The sequence below is a fragment of the Microbispora cellulosiformans genome (genome assembly GCF_008728085.1).
In the GTDB taxonomy this organism is placed as follows: domain Bacteria; phylum Actinomycetota; class Actinomycetes; order Streptosporangiales; family Streptosporangiaceae; genus Microbispora; species Microbispora amethystogenes.
In genome coordinates this window covers 100603-120244 of sequence record NZ_VYTZ01000020.1, presented here as the reverse complement: position 1 = coordinate 120244, position 19642 = coordinate 100603, and the positions used below count along the sequence as shown (strand labels likewise).

9 protein-coding genes are annotated in these 19642 nt (G+C 73.1%); 8 read left to right on the top strand and 1 reads right to left on the bottom strand.

The window, feature by feature from the left end; translation table 11 throughout:
- The 8 genes from F5972_RS34200 to F5972_RS34165 all read left to right on the top strand — a co-directional run.
- A partial coding sequence (locus F5972_RS34200; RefSeq protein WP_150939842.1) for a type I polyketide synthase occupies positions 1–10772 on the top strand: 10772 nt, incomplete at its 5' end.
- Between the two features lie 46 nt (positions 10773–10818).
- Complete coding sequence (locus F5972_RS34195; RefSeq protein ID WP_150939840.1) at positions 10819–11754, top strand: proline iminopeptidase-family hydrolase; 936 nt, start codon at positions 10819–10821, stop codon at positions 11752–11754.
- Between the two features lie 99 nt (positions 11755–11853).
- A complete protein-coding gene (locus F5972_RS34190; RefSeq protein ID WP_150939838.1) occupies positions 11854–13218 on the top strand; it encodes a KamA family radical SAM protein in 1365 nt (454 codons plus the stop codon).
- Positions 13205–14506, top strand: a complete 1302-nt coding sequence (locus F5972_RS34185) for a pyridoxal phosphate-dependent aminotransferase (protein ID WP_150939835.1) — start codon at positions 13205–13207, stop codon at positions 14504–14506. Before F5972_RS34190 ends, F5972_RS34185 begins: the two co-directional genes overlap by 14 nt.
- 37 nt (positions 14507–14543) lie before the next feature.
- Positions 14544–14843, top strand: a complete 300-nt coding sequence (locus tag F5972_RS34180) for a hypothetical protein (protein ID WP_111699609.1) — start codon at positions 14544–14546, stop codon at positions 14841–14843.
- 2 nt (positions 14844–14845) lie between these two features.
- The gene (locus F5972_RS34175; protein WP_225312149.1) at positions 14846–15844 is read left to right on the top strand and encodes an ACP S-malonyltransferase; all 999 of its coding nucleotides are present in this window, start codon (positions 14846–14848) and stop codon (positions 15842–15844) included.
- A gap of 11 nt (positions 15845–15855) precedes the next feature.
- Positions 15856–16107, top strand: coding sequence for an acyl carrier protein (locus tag F5972_RS34170; protein WP_225312148.1), 252 nt, complete (start codon positions 15856–15858; stop codon positions 16105–16107).
- Entirely contained in the window at positions 16104–17618 is a 1515-nt protein-coding gene (locus F5972_RS34165; protein WP_150939834.1) for an amino acid adenylation domain-containing protein, read from the top strand. The genes F5972_RS34170 and F5972_RS34165 overlap by 4 nt, the downstream gene beginning before the upstream one ends.
- 290 nt (positions 17619–17908) lie before the next feature.
- Here F5972_RS34165 and F5972_RS34160 read toward each other — a convergent pair whose 3' ends face one another.
- The gene (locus F5972_RS34160) at positions 17909–19429 is read right to left on the bottom strand and encodes an AMP-binding protein (protein ID WP_225312147.1); all 1521 of its coding nucleotides are present in this window, start codon (positions 19427–19429) and stop codon (positions 17909–17911) included.
- Positions 19430–19642: the final 213 nt, after the last annotated feature.

The window sequence follows — 19642 nt, the reverse complement described above, 5'->3', positions numbered from 1 at the left end:
ACGGCACGGCGTGGGCCGAGGGCTGTGGTGTGCTGCTGGTGGAGCGGTTGTCGGACGCGCGCCGGCTCGGGCACCGGGTGCTCGCGGTGGTGCGGGGTACGGCGGTGAACCAGGACGGCGCGTCGAATGGCCTGACGGCGCCGAACGGTCCGTCGCAGGAGCGGGTGATCCGCCAGGCGCTGGCCAACGCCCGCTTGTCGGTGCAGGACGTCGACGTCGTCGAAGGCCACGGGACCGGCACCACCCTCGGCGACCCGATCGAGGCCCAGGCCGTGCTGGCCACCTACGGGCAGGACCGCCCGCAGGAGCGGCCGTTGTGGCTGGGATCGTTCAAGTCGAACATCGGTCACGCGCAGGCGGCGGCCGGTGTCGGTGGGATCATCAAGATGGTGCAGGCGATCCGGCACGGGGTGCTGCCCAAGACGCTGCACGTGGACGAGCCGTCCCCGCACATCGAGTGGTCGGCCGGTCAGGTTCAGTTGCTGACCGAGGCGATGCCGTGGCCGGAGGTGGACCGTCCCCGCCGGGCGGGTGTGTCGTCGTTCGGCATCAGCGGGACCAACGCCCACGTCATCATCGAGCAGGCCCCCGCCGACCTCACTCCCGCAGAGGCCCCCGCTCCCACGCCGATCGAGGGCGAAGGCGAGGGTGAGAGCACGGCCCAGGTGGCGTGGGTGCTGTCGGGCAAGACGCCGGACGCGCTGGCCGGGCAGGCGGCCCGGGTGCTGTCCTACGCTCAGGACAACCCCTCCCTCGGCATCGCCGACATCGGCTACTCGCTGGCGACGACGCGGACGTCCTTCGAGCGTCGGGCCGTGGTGACCGGCGGCGACCGCGCCACCCTGCTGGCGAGGCTCGCCGCGGTGGCCGAGACCCGCACCGCTCCCGGCGTGGTGCAGGGCATCGCCCGGTCCGGTGGCAAGATCGGTATGCTGTTCACCGGTCAGGGCGCCCAGCGCCTCGGCATGGGCCAGGAACTCCACGCGGCCTTCCCGGTCTTCGCCGAAGCCTTCGACGCCGTCGTCGCCGAGCTGGACACGCACCTGGACCGCCCGCTCCGTGAGGTGATCTGGGGCGCCGACCCCGTTCTCGCCGACCAGACCGCGTACGCGCAGGCCGGACTGTTCGCCGTCGAGGTGGCGCTGTTCCGTCTGCTGGAGTCGTGGGGGGTGCGGCCCGACTACCTGGCCGGGCACTCCATCGGCGAGCTGGCCGCCGTACACGTCGCCGGGATGCTGTCGCTCGCCGACGCGTCCCGCCTGGTCGCGGCCCGGGGCCGGCTGATGCAGGCCCTCCCGCCCGGCGGGGCGATGGTCGCCGTCCAGGCCACCGAAGACGAGATGACCCCCCTCCTGACCGACGGAGTGGACATCGCCGCGATCAACGGCCCCCGCGCGGTGGTCATCTCCGGACAGGAAGCTCCGGTGATGGCGCTGGCCGCGCAGTTCGCCGCCCGGGGACGCAAGACCCGCCAGCTGCGGGTCTCCCACGCCTTCCACTCCCACATGATGGACCCGATGCTGGCCGACTTCGCCGAGGTGGCCGGCACGGTGGCGTTCGACGCGCCGCGGATCCCGATCGTGTCCACGGTCACCGGCGCCCTCGCCGGCGATGAGCTGGGCACGGCACAGTACTGGGTGGACCAGGTGCGGGGCGCGGTGCGGTTCGCCGACGCGGTGACCACCCTCGCCGCGCAGGGCGTGACCCGGTTCGTGGAGCTGGGCCCGGACGCGGTGCTGACCGCGATGGTCCAGCAGATCCTCGACGAGGCCGACACCGCGGTCTTCACCGCCACCATGCGGGCCGAGCGGCCCGAGCCCGGCACCGTCGTCGCGGCCCTCGGTCAGCTCCACACCACCGGCGTGCCGGTCGACTGGCAGGCCTTCTACGCCGAGACCGGCGCCACTCGCGTCGACCTGCCCACCTACGCCTTCCAGCGCGAGCGCTACTGGCTCGACACCTACGACTACCTGTCCGAGTCCTGGGCGGCCGACTACGTCGGCAACCTGTCCTCCGCCGGGCTGGAGGCCGTCGAGCACCCGCTGCTCGGCGCCGTCATCCCCCTGCCCGACTCCGGGGGCCTGGTCCTCACCGGCAGGCTGTCGGTCCACACCCACCCATGGCTGGCCGATCACCAGGTGTACGGGAACGTCCTGCTGCCGGGCACCGGCTTCGTGGAGATGGCCATCCACGCCGGGGACAAGGCCGGGTGCCCGATCCTGGAGGAGCTCACTCTCCAGGCGCCGCTGGTGCTGCCGGAGGGCGCCTACCGCGACGGCCTGGCGGTGCAGGTCGTCGTCGGGGCCGCGGACGACGCCGGCCGGCGGCCGCTGCTGGTGCGGTCCCGCCCCGACCACGACGCGGAGAACTGGACCGTACACGCCCAGGGCGTGCTGGCCGAGGGACCGGACGTCCGGGGGGAGTCGCTCGAACAGTGGCCGCCGCGGGGCGCGACGCCGATCGACGTGCAGGGCGCGTACGAGGAGCTGCTCGCCGCCGGCTACGGCTACGGCCCGACCTTCCAGGGGCTGCGCGCGGCCTGGCGGCGCGGCGAGGACCTGTTCGCCGAGGTCGCCCTGCCCGACCAGGCGCACCAGGACGCCGCCCTCTTCGGGCTCCACCCCGCGCTCCTCGACGCGTCGATGCACGCGATTCTGGTGGACGGCGACGGGAGCGGCGAGGGCGAGACGGTCCTCCCGTTCGTCTGGGGCGGCGTGTCGCTGCACGCCACCGGCGCGCCCGCGGCGCGGGTACGCCTCGCGCCGTCGGCCACCCGCGGCCTGGCGCTGAACGTCGCCGACGCGACCGGCCGGCCCGTGCTCACGGTCGCGTCGCTGGTGTCCCGGCCGGTGTCGGTCGACCAGCTCAGCGCGACGCGGGACGTCGCCGACGAGGCGTTGTTCGGCATCGAGTGGAGCCCGCTGGCGGCCGCATCGGACGACACGAACTGGGCTGTTCTGGGCACGGGTCCGGTCCCCGACGGCGTGCCTGTCGTCGAGAGCCTGCGGGCGCTGGCGGACGCGGCCGTCGTTCCCGGCACCGTGGTCTGGCAGGCGCCGGACGCGCCCGCCGCGGACGTTCCGTCCGGCGTCCGGCCGGTGACGACCGCCGTGCTGGAGATCGTGCAGGAGTGGCTGGCCGAGGACCGGTTCGCCGACGCGAGGCTGGTCGTGGTCACCCGGAGCGCGGTCGCGACCGGAGAGGCCGACGACGTGGCGCTGGCCCAGGCGCCCGTGTGGGGCCTGGTGCGGGCCGCGATCGCGGAGAACCCCGGCCGGTTCGCCCTGCTGGACGTCGACGACCACCCCGGCTCGCCCGGCGCGGTCGCCGCCGCGATCGCGTCGGCCGAGCCGGAGGCCGCGATCCGGGCCGGCGAGGTCCTCGTCCCCCGGTTCGTACGGCCCGCGCGGCCGGCCGAGGCGACCGCCCCGGCACTGGACCCCGAGGGAACCGCGCTCATCACCGGCGGCACCGGCGGCCTCGGCGGGCTGCTCGCCCGCCACCTGGTCACGGCGTACGGCGTGCGCTCGCTCGTGCTCACCAGCCGGCGGGGCCCGGACGCGCCGGGCGCGGCGGAGCTTCGCGACGAGCTCACCGCCCTCGGCGCCGAGGTGACCATAGCCGCCTGTGACGCCGCCGACCGCGACGCGCTGGCCGAGGTGCTGGCGGCCGTCCCGGCGGAGCGTCCGCTGACCGCCGTCGTGCACGCCGCCGGCGTCGCCGACAACGGCCTCGTCGGCGCGCTGACCCCGGAACGGCTGGCCGCCGTGCTCGCGCCGAAGGCCGACGCCGCGTGGCACCTGCACGAGCTGACCAAGGACCTCGACCTGGCCGCGTTCGTGCTGCTCTCCTCCGCGGGCGGCATGGTCCTCGCCGCCGGTCAGGGCAACTACGCCGCCGCGAACGTCTTCCTCGACGCGCTCGCCACGCATCGGCACGCCCAGGGCCTGCCCGCCACGTCGATGGCGTACGGCCTGTGGGGCGTGGACGCCGGTCTCGGCGCGCTGCTGAGCGACGCCGACCTCACCCGCATGCGGCGCATGGGCTATCCCGCGCTCACCGCGGAGGACGGCCTGGCCCTCTTCGACGCGGCCCTCGCCGCCCCCGGCGCCGTACGCGTGCCGCTGCGCATCGACCCGGTGGCCCTGCGCGCCAAGCCGGAGCAGCTTCCCCATCTGCTGCGCGGCCTCGTACGGGTGCCGATCCGGCAGGCGGCCCGTTCGGGCGGTGGAGAGGTGCTGCGGCAGCGGCTCGCCGGGCTCGGCGAGGCGGAGCGTTCGGCCGCGCTGCTCGACCTGGTGAGGTCCACGGTCGCGGCGGTGCTCGGCCACGCGTCGGCCGACGCGATCGAGCCGGACCGCGCCTTTCAGGAGCTCGGCTTCGACTCGCTGTCGGCGGTCGAACTGCGCAACGTGCTGGGCGAGGCCACCGGCCTGCGGCTGCCCGCGACCCTCGTCTTCGACTACCCGAGCGCGCTCGCGGTGGCCGAGCACATCGGCGAGACGCTCAGCGGCACGCGGGACGAGGCCGGCGTCGCCGTGCAGGCGCCGTTCGACGACGAGCCGATCGCGATCATCGGCATGGCCTGCCGGTATCCCGGCGGGGTGGCCTCGCCGGAGGACCTGTGGCGGCTGGTCACCGACGGCGTCGACGCGGTGGGCGAGTTCCCCGCCGACCGCGGCTGGGACGTCGAGGGCATCTACGACCCGGAGCCGGGTGTCCCCGGCAAGACGTACGCCCGCAACGGCGGGTTCCTGTACGACGCGGCCGAGTTCGACCCGGGCTTCTTCGGGATCTCCCCGAACGAAGCGGTGATGATGGACCCGCAGCAGCGGTTGCTGCTGGAGACCTCCTGGGAGGCGTTCGAGCGCGCGGGCATCGACCCGGGAGCGCTGCGGGGCAGCAAGACCGGGGTCTTCGCCGGGGTGATGTACCACGACTACGGGCAGGGCGTCGGCGTCGCCAGCAGCAGCGGTGGCAGCCTCGTCTCCGGCCGGGTGGCCTACACCCTCGGGCTGGAGGGCCCGGCCCTCACCGTCGACACCGCCTGCTCGTCGTCGCTGGTCGCGCTGCACCTGGCCGGGCAGGCGCTCAAGTCGGGGGAGTGCTCCCTGGCGCTGGCCGGCGGGGTCACCGTGATGTCCGAACCGGCCATGTTCATCGAGTTCTCCCGGCAGCGTGGGTTGTCGCCGGACGGCCGCTGCCGGTCGTTCGCGGCCGGCGCCAACGGCGCGGCCTGGGCGGAAGGCGCCGGACTGCTGCTCATGGAGCGCCTGTCGGACGCGCGCCGGCTCGGGCACCGGGTGCTCGCCGTGATCCGGGGTTCGGCGGTGAACCAGGACGGTGCGTCGAACGGGTTCACGGCCCCGAACGGCCCCTCCCAGCAGCGGGTGATCCGCCAGGCCCTCGCCAACGCGCGGTTGTCGGTGCAGGACGTGGACGTCGTCGAGGGTCACGGGACCGGCACCACGCTGGGTGACCCGATCGAGGCGCAGGCGGTGCTGGCGACCTACGGGCAGGAGCGTCCGGAGGACCGGCCGTTGTGGCTGGGGTCGCTGAAGTCGAACATCGGTCACGCGCAGGCGGCCGCCGGTGTGGGCGGTGTCATCAAGATGGTGGAGGCGATCCGGCACGGGGAGTTGCCGAAGACGCTGCACGTGGACGAGCCGTCCCCGCACGTGGAGTGGTCGGCGGGGCAGGTGCAGTTGCTGACCGAGGCGATGCCGTGGCCGGAGGTGGACCGCCCGCGCCGCGCGGGTGTGTCGTCGTTCGGCATCAGCGGCACGAACGCCCACGTCATCATCGAGCAGGCCCCCGCCGACCTCGCCGCCGATTTCAGCTCCGCAAACGCTCCCGCCCCGGTTCCCGCCGCACTGGTCGCGGGTGTGGTGCTCGCCGATGGCACCGCTGACTCGCAGTCGGGTGAGGGCGCTGCCCCCGCCGCAGGCGAGGGTGTCGCCCTGGTCCCGGCCGCCGACGCGGCCCAGGCCGGAACTCCGGTCGGTTTGGTCGCTCCGGTGGCGTGGGTGGTGTCGGGCAAGACGCCGGACGCGTTGGCCGGGCAGGCGGCGCGTGTGCTGTCCTTCGTGCAGGACCGTCCCGCCCTGAGTGTCGCGGATGTCGGGTTGTCGCTGGCGACGACGCGGGCGTCGTTCGAGCGTCGGGCCGTGGTCACCGGCGGCGACCGTGCCGCCCTGCTGGACGGGCTGGCGGCGGTGGCCGAGGGCCGTACTGCTCCTGGGGTGGTGCAGGGCGTCGCCCGCTCCACCGGGAAGCTGGGTGTGTTGTTCACCGGTCAGGGCGCCCAGCGGCTCGGCATGGGCCGCGAACTGCACGCCGCGTTCCCGGTGTTCGCGCAGGCGTTCGACGCGGTTGTCGCCGAGTTGGACGCGCACCTGGATCGGCCGTTGCGTGAGGTGATCTGGGGCGAGGATGCCGAGACGGTCGACCAGACCGCGTACGCGCAGGCGGGGTTGTTCGCGGTGGAGGTGGCCCTGTTCCGCCTCGTCGAGTCGTGGGGGGTGCGGCCCGACTACCTGGCCGGGCACTCCGTGGGTGAGCTGGCCGCCGCCCACGTGGCGGGCATGCTGACTCTCAGCGACGCGTGCCGCCTGGTGGCGGCGCGGGGCCGGCTGATGCAGGCCCTCCCGGCGGGTGGGGCGATGGTCGCGGTCCAGGCCACCGAAGACGAGGTACTGCCTCTGCTGACGGACGGGGTGGACATCGCCGCCATCAATGGGCCGCGTGCGGTGGTCGTGTCCGGGCAGGAGGGCCCGGTGCTTGCTCTGGCGGAGCGGTTGGCGGAGCAGGGGCGGAAGACGCGCCGGTTGCGGGTCTCCCACGCCTTCCACTCCCACCTGATGGAGCCGATGCTCGCCGACTTCGCCGAAGTCGCAGACTCGCTGACCTACGGGCCGGCGTCCATTCCGATCGTGTCCACCGTCACCGGCGGGCTGGCCGACACCGAGTTCGGCACTCCGGAGTACTGGGTGGGCCAGGTGCGGGGCGCGGTGCGGTTCGCCGACGCGGTGACCACCCTGGCCGCGCAGGGGGTGACCCGGTTCGTGGAGCTGGGCCCGGACGCGGTGCTGACCGCGATGGCCCAGCAGACCCTCGACGAGGCAGCCGACAGCGCGGTCTTCACCGCCACCATGCGGGCCGAGCGGCCCGAGCCCGGCACGGTCGTGGCGGCCCTCGGCCAGCTGCACACCGCCGGAGTTCCGGTCGACTGGCAGGCCTTCTACGCCGAGACCGGCGCCCGCCGCATCGACCTGCCCACCTACGCCTTCCAGCGTCAGCACTACTGGGTGCCGCCGAACCGCGACGGCGTGAACGCCGAGTCGGCAGGGCTCGCGACGGTCGAGCACCCGCTGCTCGGCGCCGCGATCCCCGCCCCCGACTCGGACGCGGTGGTCTTCACCGGCCGGCTCTCCGTACGGAGTCATCCGTGGCTGGCCGATCACCAGGTGTTCGGCAGTGTGCTGTTGCCGGGGACGGGTCTGGTGGAGCTGGCGTTGCACGCGGCCGAGCACACCGGGTGCGCGCAGGTGGAGGAGCTGACGCTGGCGGCGCCGCTGGTGCTGCCGGGCGGGGCGGCCGGGTCCGGTGAGGGCGCGGTGCAGGTGCAGGTGGTGGTCGGCGCCGCCGACGGCGACGGCCGCCGTACGGTGGCGATCTACTCGCGGGGCGCGCAGGCCCCGGCCGACCTGCCCTGGACGCTGCACGCCGAGGGCGTCCTGGCCACCGGCCCGGCCACTCCCACCCCGGCCGGTGCGGACCTGAGCCAGTGGCCTCCGGCCGAGGCCACCGCGGTGGACCTCACCGACGCCTACGCGATCCTCAACGAACGCGGCTACGGCTACGGCCCGGCCTTCCAGGGCCTGCAGGCGGCCTGGCGGCACGGCGAGGAACTGTACGCCGAAGTCGCCCTGCCCGACCAGGAACACCAGGACGCCGCCCTCTTCGGCCTCCACCCCGCGCTGCTCGACGCCGCCATGCACGGGCTGAGCTTCGCCGTACCCGACGAGGCGGACGACACGGAGCGCACGCTGCTGCCGTTCGCCTGGCACGGGGTCGCGCTGCACGCGGTGGGCGCGCGGGCCCTGCGGGTGCGGCTGACCTGGCTCAGTGAGAACACGCTGGCGCTGGACATCGCCGATCCGGCCGGTACGCCGGTCGCCTCGGTCGAGCGCCTGACGCTGCGGGCGATCTCGCCCGAGCAGCTCGCGGCGAGCCGGCCGGGCGGACTGGAGACGCTGCTGCGCCCGGAATGGAGCGAGCTGCCCGGCTCGCAGGCCGAACCGGCCACTCACGCCTGGGTGGCGCTCGGCGCGGACGAGTTCGGCCTCGGCATCCCCGCCGTGGACGACGTCGCCGCGCTGGCCGCCCTCCCGGCGGCGCCGGAGGTGGCGATCGTCCGCTGCCCCGCCCCGGGCACCGGCGATGTCCTGGCCGACGTCCGCGGCGCGGCGGACGCCGTGCTGACCGTGGTGCGCGACTGGCTCGCCGACGAGCGGCTGGTCGACTCCCGGCTGGTCGTGGTCACCTCCGACGCCGCGCCCGCCGCACCGGCCGCGCTCACCGTCGACCCGGGGCTCGCGCCGGTCTGGGGTGTGCTGCGGGCCGCGCAGGCGGAGAACCCGGGCCGGTTCACCGTCCTCGACCTGGACGGCACCGAGACCCCCGCGGTGGTCGCCCAGGCGGTCGCGTCGCGGGAGCCCGAGGTGATCGTGCGGAACGGCGTGGCCGGTGCGCCGCGGCTGATGCCCGTCCCGGCGGCGGCCGAAGCGCCGGAGTCGCCGTGGCGTCCGGACCGCACCGTGCTCGTCACGGGAGGCACGGGCGGGCTCGGCAGCCTCGTCGCGCGGCATCTCGTGGTCCGGCACGGCGTACGGCACCTGCTGCTGACCAGCCGCAGCGGCCTGGCCGCCGCGGGCGCCCCCGAGCTGGTGGCCGAGCTGTCCGGGCACGGCGCCTCGGTCACCGTCGCCGCCTGCGACGTCTCCGACCGCGACCAGCTGGCCGCGCTGCTGGCGGACGTGCCCGCCGAGCACCCGCTCGGCGGCGTGGTGCACGTGGCCGGTATCGGCGACAACGGCCTGGTGTCCACGATGACGCCGGAGCGGCTGGACGGCGTGCTGCGGCCCAAGGCCGACGCCGCCTGGCACCTGCACGAGCTGACCCGCGACCTCGACCTGACGGTGTTCGCGCTGTTCTCCTCGGCCGGCGGCCAGGTGCTCGCCGCCGGGCAGTCCAGCTACGCGGCGGCCAACGTCTTCCTGGACGCACTGGCCGTCCACCGGCACGCGAGCGGCCTGCCGGCCACCGCGATGGCGTTCGGCCTCTGGGACGTGGACACGGGGCTGAGCCAGTGGCTCAGCGACACCGACCTGCACCGGCTCCGCCGCCAGGGCCTGCCGCCGCTGACCGCCGAGGAGGGCCTGGCGTTGTTCGACGCGGCGCTGGCGTCGCCGTACCCGGCGCTCACACCGCTGAGCGTCGACCGCGCCGCGCTCCGCTCCCGTCCCGGCGAGCCGCCCGCTCTGCTGCGCGGCCTCGCGGGTACGGGGCGGCGCCGCGCGAGCGTCGGCCAGGCCGACCCGGGAGCGTTCCGCGACCGGCTGGCCGGTCTCGGCGAGCCGGAGCGGAAGGCCGCGCTGGAGGACCTGGTGCGGGGCGTCGCCGCCGTGCTGCTCGGCCACGCCGGGGCCGCCGACGTCGACCTCGACAAGGACTTCCTGGAGTCCGGGTTCGACTCGCTGTCGGCGATGGAACTGCGCAACGGCCTCAACGCGGCCACCGGCCTGCGGCTGCCGCCGATGGTGGTGTTCGACAGCAAGACGCCGCGTGAGCTCGCGGCGTACCTGCACGACGAGATGGCGGTCACGCCGGCCGGGGCTCCCGCGCCGGGGGCGGCCGTCACGCCGGCGGCGGGGGAGCGGGCGCCCGACACGCTGAGCGCCCTGTTCCGCGCCGCGATCACCGACAACCAGGTGGCGGGGGCGTTCGACCTGCTACGCGCGGTCTCCAACCTGCGGCCGAAGTTCACCACCCCGGCCGACCTCGGCGGGCCGATCCCGGCGGTGCAGCTCGCCGACGGCCCGGCCCGGCCGCGGCTGATCTGCCTGTCGACGCCGATGGTCACCGGCGGCGTGCACCAGCACGCCCGGCTCGTACGGCACCTCACCCCCCGGCACGTCTCGGCCATCCCGACGCCGGGATTCGCGGCCGGCGACAGCCTGCCCGCGACGCCGGAGGCGGGCGTGCTCGCGCTGGCCGAGGCGGTCCTCGCGGCTGCGGAGGGCGAGCCGTTCGTGCTGCTCGGCTACTCCTCCGGCGGCACCCTCGCCCACGCGACCGCCGCGTGCCTGGAGGAGCGGTACGGGACCACGCCCAGCGGCCTGGTCCTCCTCGACACCTTCAAGCTGCACGAGGGCGCCGGGCAGGCGATCCCGATGCAGCAGCTCGCGGCGGGCCTGTTCGACGTCGAGGAGATGTTCGGCGGCTTCGACAGCGCCCGGCTGTCCGGCATGGGCTGCTGGTTCGACATGCTGCCCGACCTCGCCATCGGCACGGTGTCCGCGCCGGTGCTGTTCGCCCAGTGCACCGAGTCGTTCCTCGGCCCCGAGCCCGAGGACGGCTGGCAGGCCACGTCGTGGGACGCCGCGCACACCGTACGGCAGGTGCAGGCGAACCACTTCACCATGATCGACGAGCGCGCGCACGTCACGGCGCGGGTCGTCGACGAATGGCTGCAGTCCATTTCCGGCTGACGCCATTCGCAGCTGATCCGAGTTCCGGCTGATTCGAGGAATAACCATGGCTCTCGCGCCGAACGCGAAGGGCACCGTGCCCTTCGGTGAATACCGGACGTGGTATCGGGTGACCGGCGATTTGCGAACGGGCGTGCCGCCTCTGGTGGTCGCGCACGGCGGTCCCGGCAGCACCCACGATTATCTGCGCAATATCGCCGAGCTCGCCGGGCACGGCCGGCCGGTCGTCCACTACGACCAGCTGGGAAACGGCGGCTCGACCCGCCTGCCCGGCCGGGGCGCCGATTTCTGGACTCCCCAGTTGTTCCTGGACGAACTGGAGAATCTGCTGGGCGCGCTCGGCATCGCCGGCGATTACACGCTGCTCGGCCATTCCTGGGGCGGCGTGCTGGCCGCGCGGCACGCGGCGACGCGGCCGTCCGGCCTGCGCGGGCTGATCATCGCGAACTCCCCGGCGTCGTACCCCCTGTGGCTGCGGGAGCTGGCGGTGCTCCGCCGCGCGCTCCCGCCGGACGTCGCGGAGACGCTCACCCGGCACGAGGAGGCCGGCACCACCGACAGCGCGGAGTACGTGCGGGCCGTGAAGGTCTTCAACGACCGGCACGTCTGCCGTCTCGACCCGCTGCCCAGGGACTTCATCGCCTCCCTGATGGAGATCCACAACGACCCCGCCGTCTACTACACGATGAACGGGCCGAGTGAGTTCCACGTCAACGGCACGCTGCGCGACTACTCCGTCGTCGACTGCTGCCCCGACATCGCCGTGCCCACGCTGCTCATCTCCGGCAGGCACGACGAGGTGACTCCGGCCGCCGTCCAGCCGTTCGCCGATCTCATTCCCGACGTCCGCTGGCAGATTTTCGAGGATTCCAGCCACCTGCCGCATCTGGAGGAGCCGGAGCGTTTCCTGCGGGTTGTCCGGGAGTTCCTGGAGAGCATCCCGGACCGCGGCGCGACGCCCGTGCGGGCAGGCGAATTCTAAGGGCCTGCACGAGTAATTAGGGGTGTACCGGGTGACCGAATTCTATTTATCGTCAAGTGCTCGCAACAAGCAGACTCAGAAGATCGGAGGAACTTCGGCATGACGCTGCTTGCTGGCAGTTCCTTGGAGGTCGGGCGATTTCGCGCCTACGGCCCTCGTCATATTGATGAGATCGGTGACAGGTACGGGCTTTCCGGCGACGCCCGCGAGGCGATCCGGCTGATCTCGCTCGTGCTGCCGTTCCGGGTCAACGACTACGTCCTGTCCCAGCTGATCGACTGGACCCGCGTCCCCGACGACCCGATCTACCGGCTGGTGTTCCCGCAGCGCGGGATGCTGTCGGACGAGCAGGAGCGGATCCTGTCGGTGCTGAGCGCCGCCGGTGACCGGAACCGCCTCCAGGAGGCCGTCCGGACCATCCGCGCGGACCTCAACCCGCATCCGTCCGGGCAGAAGGAGCTGAACGTGCCCACCCTGGGCGACGTGCAGATTCCCGGCCTCCAGCACAAGTACCGCGAGACGGTCCTCTACTTCCCGAGCCAGGGCCAGACCTGCCACGCCTACTGCACCTACTGCTTCCGGTGGGCGCAGTTCGTCGGCGACGCGGACCTCCGCTTCGCCGCGCCGAACCCCGACCAGCTGATCACCTACCTCGGCCAGCACCCCGACGTCTCGGACGTGCTGATCACCGGCGGCGACCCGATGATCATGACGACGGAGCGCCTGCGCGCCCACATCGAGCCGCTGCTCGCCGTGGACACCGTCCGGACGATCCGGATCGGCAGCAAGTCGCCCGCCTACTGGCCGTACCGGTACACCACCGACCCCGACGCCGACGACCTGCTGCGGCTGTTCGAGCGGGTGGTGGCCTCGGGCCGGACGCTCGCGCTGATGGCGCACTACAGCCACCCCCGTGAGCTGGAGACCGACGAGGCGCGCACCGCGCTGGCCCGGATCCGGCGCACCGGCGCCGTGGTGTACTGCCAGGCCCCGCTCATCAAGTACGTCAACGACGACGTGGACACCTGGGCCCGGCTGTGGCGGCTGGAGTTCGCCGCCGGGGCGGTGCCGTACTACCAGTTCGTCGAGCGGGACACCGGGCCGCACGCCTACTTCCGGGTGCCGCTCGCCCGCTCGGTGGAGATCTTCCACGGGGCGTTCCGCACCCTGCCCGGCCTCGCGCGGACGGTGCGCGGACCGGTCATGTCCGCGACCCCCGGCAAGGTGATCGTGGACGGGGTCGAGGAGACCCCGCAGGGCCGCTACTTCCGCCTGCGATTCATGCAGGCCCGCCAGCCGTCGCTCGTCGGCCGTCCCTTCCGGGCGCACTACTCGCCGACGGCCGCCTGGCTGACCGAGCTCGAACTCGACCCGGACACCCCCGACGACATCATGACCGCCATCGACGGCGGCGCGTCCCGGATCGGGCGGTGGACGAGGGAGGCGGCGCATGTCCAGTCGTAGCGTCTCCCCGAACCTCGCGCTCGACCAGCTCGTCGCCCGGCGCAGGGCCGAGGGCGCCGCCATCGTGCACCTGGGCTTCGGCGAGTCCCGGCTGCCGGTCTTCCGGCCGCTGGTCTCCCGCCTGCTGGAGGGCGCGTCGCGCAACGCGTACGGGCCGGTGGCGGGCTCCGCCGAGGCGCGTGCGGCGGTGGCCGGCTACTTCACCCGCCGCCGCATGCCGACCGACGCCGACCAGACGGTGCTCGCGCCGGGCAGCAAACCGCTGCTGATGGCGCTGCAACTGGTGCTCCCCGGGGACGTCCTGCTGGCCAGGCCGTCCTGGGTCACCTACGCGCCGCAGGCGCGGCTGGCCGGCAAGCAGGTCTTCGGGGTGCCGATCCCGGACGAGTGCGGCGGCGTGCCGGAGCCCGAGGCGCTGCGCGAGACCATCCGGTCCGCGCGCGCGTCCGGGCACAACCCCCGCATCCTGGTCCTCACCACGCCGGACAACCCGACCGGCACGGTCGCCTCGCCGGCCCTCGTCCGCGAGCTGTGCGAGATCGCCGAGAGCGAGGACCTGCTGATCCTCTCCGACGAGATCTACCGCGACATCGTGCACGATCCCTGGCGCCCGGTGCTGAGCCCGGCGGAGGTCGTGCCGGACCGGACGATCGTGCTGACCGGCCTGAGCAAGAGCATCGCGCTCGGCGGCTGGCGCATCGGCGCCGCCCGGTTCCCGTCGGGCCCCTGGGGGGAGCGGATCCGCGACGAGGTGCTCGCGGTCGCCAGCGAGATCTGGTCGACCCTGGCCGGCCCCATGCAGGCCGTGGCGGAGTACGTGTTCGCCGAGCCGCCCGAGGTGGTGCGCCGCATCGCCGCGGACACCCGCCTGCACGGCGTCGTGGCGAACGCCGTCCACGAGATCATGGTCGGCGCGGGCGCGCTGTGCCGCCCGCCGACCGGTGGTTTCTACGTCTACCCGGACTTCGAACCGCTGCGCGAGAGGCTCGACTGGCACGGCGTCACCGACTCGGCGTCCCTGCAGCGAGTGCTGCTCGACGACTTCGGGGTGGCGGTGCTCGGCGGCCACCACCTCGGCGACGACCCCGGCGCGCTGCGCTTCCGCGCGGCGACCAGCATGCTCTACGGCCAGACCGCCGAACAGCGCGAGGCCGCGCTCTACGCCGAACGGCCCCTTTCCCTGCCGCATATCCGCGACGAACTCGACCTGCTCGAAGAAAAGCTGTCGGTGTTCGTCTCGTCTGGGGTTACTAAGGGTGCCGCCGCGTTCCCCGCCGGTGTACGTTGAAATCCGAATCAGCCGCTATTTGAATGTGAGGAATGCCATGCCTGTCGACGGCAAGTGGGCGGTCGAAATGCAGAGCCCCATGGGCAAGCAGACCCTTTTCTTCGACCTGAAGTCGAACGGCGAGGAACTGGTCGGCGCGCTTACCGGGACCGACGAGCCCAACCCCGAGCTGCTGGAGGGCAAGGTCACCGGCAACGCCGTCACCTGGAAGCTCAAGGTGACCAAGCCCATGCCGATCAAGCTGAAGTTCACCGCCACGATCAACGACAGCGTCCTGCACGGCCAGGTCAAGCCGGGCATGTTCCCCGGCTTCCCCATCACGGGCCGCCGCCTCTGAGCATGGACAGCGCCATCGTTTTTCCCGGCATGGGGCCGTGCGACTTCACGACCGTGGCCAGGTTCATGCTGGTCAACCCGGTCGCCAGGCGGCTGGTGGCGGTCGCCGGCGACGTGCTGGGATATGACCTCTTCGAGCGCTACCGGGAGACGAGCGGCGACTATTCCGAATACGCGCAGGTCGCCTTCTTCGTCAACTGCGTGGCGCTCGCGACCTGGGCGCGGGAGGAGTTCGGCATAGCACCGGGCCTGTGCGCCGGAGCGAGTTTCGGTGGCAAGGCGGCCGCCGTCCACTCCGGCGCGCTCGGCTTCGCCGACGGAGTGCGGCTCACCGCCGAGCTGGTGCGCTACGAGACCGAGTACTTCGCGGCCGAGCACCCCGACGTGGTGACGCAGTCGTTCGTGCGGGTGCCGAAGGAGCGGCTGGCCGAACTGCTCGCCGAGATGGACGAACGCGGCGAGTGGTACGAAGTCTCCTGTCACGTCGACGACGACTTCCACATGCTGTCCGTACGGCGCGACGAGCTCGACGGGCTGCGGAGCCGGCTGCGGGCGCAGGGCGGGCTTCCGCTCTACGTCATGGACCCGCCCCTGCACTGCCGCGCCTTCGGCGGCCTCCGGGACAGGGTGGAAGCCGAGCTGTTCCCCACGCTCACGTTCACGGACCCGGCGATTCCGGTCGTCGCGGACCAGGACGGTGACGTTCGGGACACCGCGGCCGGCGTCCGGGACATCCTGCTCGACGGGATCGTCCGCCCGGTCCGCTGGCCGGCCGTCGTCGGCACGCTGCGGGAGCGGGGCGTCACGAAGCTGTACGTCTCCGGCCCCGACCAGCTCTGGGGCCGGGTGGGCGTCACCACCCGCAACTTCGAGGTCGTCGCGCTCGACCCGCGCTGGGCCACCCGCCCGCGCCGGCGGGACCGCGCCGCCCAGGAGCACCGCGCGGCCCAGCGGCGCGCCGCGCAAGAGAACCTCGCCCGAGCCGGGGCGAGCCCTTCCTAGAAGACCACCCCGTGGAGAGAGCCATCATGTGGGACGAGCGATTCGAGACCATACTCCGCAAACACCTGCCGTTCCTGCCGGACGGGGCCCAGCTCACGGAGAGCAGCGACCTGCGTGACCTCGGCCTCGACTCGCTGAGCATGGTCGACCTGCTCGCGACGCTGGAGAGCACCTACCAGGTCCGCTTCCGCGACGACATGCTCAGCCTCGGCAACTTCGCCACTCCGGGCGCGCTCTGGGCGACGCTCAGCACCGTGACATGACCGGCGTGACCGACGACCACGCGCTGTACGCCCGCTTCCTGCGCGGGCTCGCGGCGGCGCCCGATCGCCCGGCCGTCAGGGACGGCGATCGGGTGCTCACCTACGCGGAGCTCCACGAGCACGCGCTCCGCCTGGCGGGCGCGCTGCTCGACGTCGTGGGCGCACGGCCGAAGGCGGTCGGTGTGCTGGCCGGCAAGTCCGTGGAGAGCTACGCCGGGATCCTCGCCGGGCTCTACTCCGGGGCCGCGGTCGCGCCGCTGCACCCGGACTTCCCGGTGGAGCGGACCCGGCGGATGCTGACCGCCGCGGACGTCTCCGTGGTGCTCGCGGACGGGCACGGGCGGCGGGTGCTCGCCGAGATCGCCGCGTCGGGCACGGACATCCCGGTGATCGGCGTCGACCGGCCCGCCGCCGGGACGGCGCTCGACGCCCCCCTGCCGGTGGCGCCGACCGACATCGCGTACCTGCTGTTCACCTCCGGATCGACGGGCCGGCCCAAGGGCGTGCCGATCACGCACGCCAGCACCGCCCACTACTTCCGGCTGATGGACGAGCGCTACGACTTCGGCCCGGACGACGTGTTCTCGCAGACGTTCGACCTGAACTTCGACTGCGCGATGTTCGACATGTTCTGCGCGTGGGGCGCGGGCGCGAGCGTGCACCCGGTGCCGGCCACCGCCTACCTCGACCTGCCGGCCTTCCTGGCCGAACGGCGGATGACCGTCTGGTTCTCCACGCCGAGCGGCATCGTCCTGGTCCGCAAGAGGGGCGGCCTCACGCCCGGCTCGATGCCGACGCTCCGCTGGAGCCTGTTCGCGGGCGAGGCGCTGCGCGGGGACGACGCCGCGGACTGGCAGGCCGCCGCCCCCGGGTCGACCCTGGAGAACATCTACGGGCCGACCGAGCTGACCATCACCGTCACCGGGCACCGCTGGTCGCCGGAGACCTCGCCGGGGCTGTGCGTCAACGGCCTCGCGCCGATCGGCACGGTGCACGAGGGCCACGACTGGCTGCTGCGCACCGCGGACGGCGAGCACAGCGACACCGAGGGCGAGCTGTGCATCACCGGTCCGCAGCTCACCTCGGGATATCTCGACCCGGACGACAACGAGGGCAGGTTCCTGCACCACGACGGCCGCGGCTGGTATCGCACCGGAGACCGCGTGCGCGTCCTGCCGAACGGCGAGCTGGTCTATCTGGGACGGCTGGACTCGCAGGTGCAGGTCCAGGGCTGGCGGGTGGAGCTCGCCGAGATCGAGCACGCCCTGCGCTCCTGCCCCGGCGTCCAGGACGCCGTCGCGGTGACGCGTACGGTCGAGGGCACCACCGAGCTGGTGACCTTCTACACCGGCGTGCCCACCCCGCAGGCCGAGTTGGCCGGCCGGCTCCGCCGGGTGCTGCCGTCCGGCCTGCTGCCCCGGGAGTACCGGCACGTCGAGGACTTTCCGCTGAACTCCAACCGGAAGGTCGACCGGGCCCGTCTCGCCCGGGAGGCCGCCGCGATCGGCTGAACCAAACTGATCGCCTGGTCTATCCGATCGCCTGAAGCACCGATCGACCGAAGCACCGATCGACCGAAGCACCGCTCGCTTGCAGCACCCTCCCGAGGGCACGGCCCTCCCCGGTGGTCCCACCCCCAGCCACCGGGGAGGGCCGTGGCATGTCCATGTCCGTATACCCGTGCTCCGTCCTCGCCCCTGTCCTGCCGGGCCGGCCACGAGAACTCCCGTACGACGAAGCGACCGGCCCTCGCGTCAGGCGCCTGACGCGAGGGCCGGTCGCGGCTCGTGGCCCGGGCGGCTCACCCGTGCTGGGCGGCCAGCGCCAGGCGGTCCACCTTCCCGTTGGGCGTGAGAGGCAGCTCACGCAGCTGCACGATGCGCTGCGGAGCCATGTAGTCGGGCAGTGTGGCCAGGCAGAACGCCTCCAGGTCGCGGTGCTCCAGCGCGGGCGCGCCGGGCTCCAGCACGACGAAGGCCGCGAGCACCGGATCTCCCCCCGGCCGTGGCAGCATGGTCGCCGCGGCCCCGGCGATGCCGGGGAACTCGAGGATCCGCCGCTCCACCTCGCCCAGCTCGACCCGGTTGCCGCGGATCTTCACCTGCGAGTCGGCCCGGCCGCAGAAGTACAGCTCGCCGGACTCGCCGAGATAGGCGAGGTCGCCCGTACGAAAGACCGGCTGGCCGGAGCGCGGGTTGAGGGGGTCGGGCACGAGCGCCCTCGCGGTCGCCTCGGGGTCGTCCCAGTAGCCGCTGAACAGGGCGGCGCTGCGCAGGTAGAGCTCGCCGACGACGCCGGGCGTGTTGATCGGGTTGCCCGACTCGCCGATCAGCATCAGATCCGCGCCCTGGTGCGCACGGCCGATGGACAGGCGCTTCTGGTCGGGCGGGAGCGGGTTGGGCACGTCGGTCAGGGAGGCGGCGATCGACTCCGTGCTGCCGAAGCAGTTCACGATCCGCACGCCGGGCAGCAACTCCTGGAGCCGCCGCAGCTCGGGAAGCGGGAAGTTCTCGCCGGAGTAGAGGATGCCGGTGATCCGCGTGAGCTCCGCGAGGGCGCCGGCCTCGTGCCGCAGCACCGGCCGCCAGATCGACGGCACCCCGTTGACCTGCGTGACCTGCGCGTCGCGCAGGAACCCGACGAACCGCCTGGGCCAGCGGAGCAGGTCGCGTGGCACCGGCACGACGGCGGCGCCGCTGCCGAGGGCGAGCGCGATGTCGAGCAGCGAGAAGTCGAACTGGAACGGCGACGTGGACGCCACCCGCCCGCCGGGCCCGACGATCTCGTGGGCCAGCATCCCGCGGAAGAAGGCGAGGGCCGCCCGGTGGCTCATCACCACCCCCTTCGGCCGGCCGGTGCTGCCCGACGTGAAGATCATGTACGCCGGGTCCGACGGGATCGGCGTGCGCCACTCGGCCCGGCGGCCCCGGGGAGCGGTGTCGATCCACACCCCGTCGGGGCCGAACACCCCGGTCCCGACCTCCGGCGGCACCTCGACCTCCGGCCGTCCGGCGGCACGCAGGTAGAGCGCGGGCTCGGCCGACCCGACGATCGACAGCCGCCGGGCCTCCGGGGTCTCGCTGCTCACCGGGATGTAGGTGACGCCCCGCGCCGAGCAGGCCAGGAACATCGCGATTCCGGCCGCGGTGGTGTCCGACTCCAGCACGACCCGGTCGCCGACGTCGAGGCCGGCCGCGTCGAGCCCGGCGGCGTACTCCTCCACCTGGCGCAGCAGGCCCTCGTAGGTGATGACGTCGAATTCGCCGTCGCCGCGCGACTGTATGACGGCTGGACTGTCCGGCGTCCATTCCGCCCATTGCAATAAGAATTCGTGCAGCAGATCGTTACCCAGACGGATCCGGTGCAGAGACATATGGCCATGGATCACTATTTTTTGATAACACTCCACCGCGACTTCCGGCAACGGAGGGCGGCTCCGCCGCGGGCGAAGTCAGGGGGCGATAGGGGTTATTGGGCGGGTGATTCCCTGTCTTAGGGTTTGCGTAGATCGTGGGTGAGATGTGTCTGCCTTTTC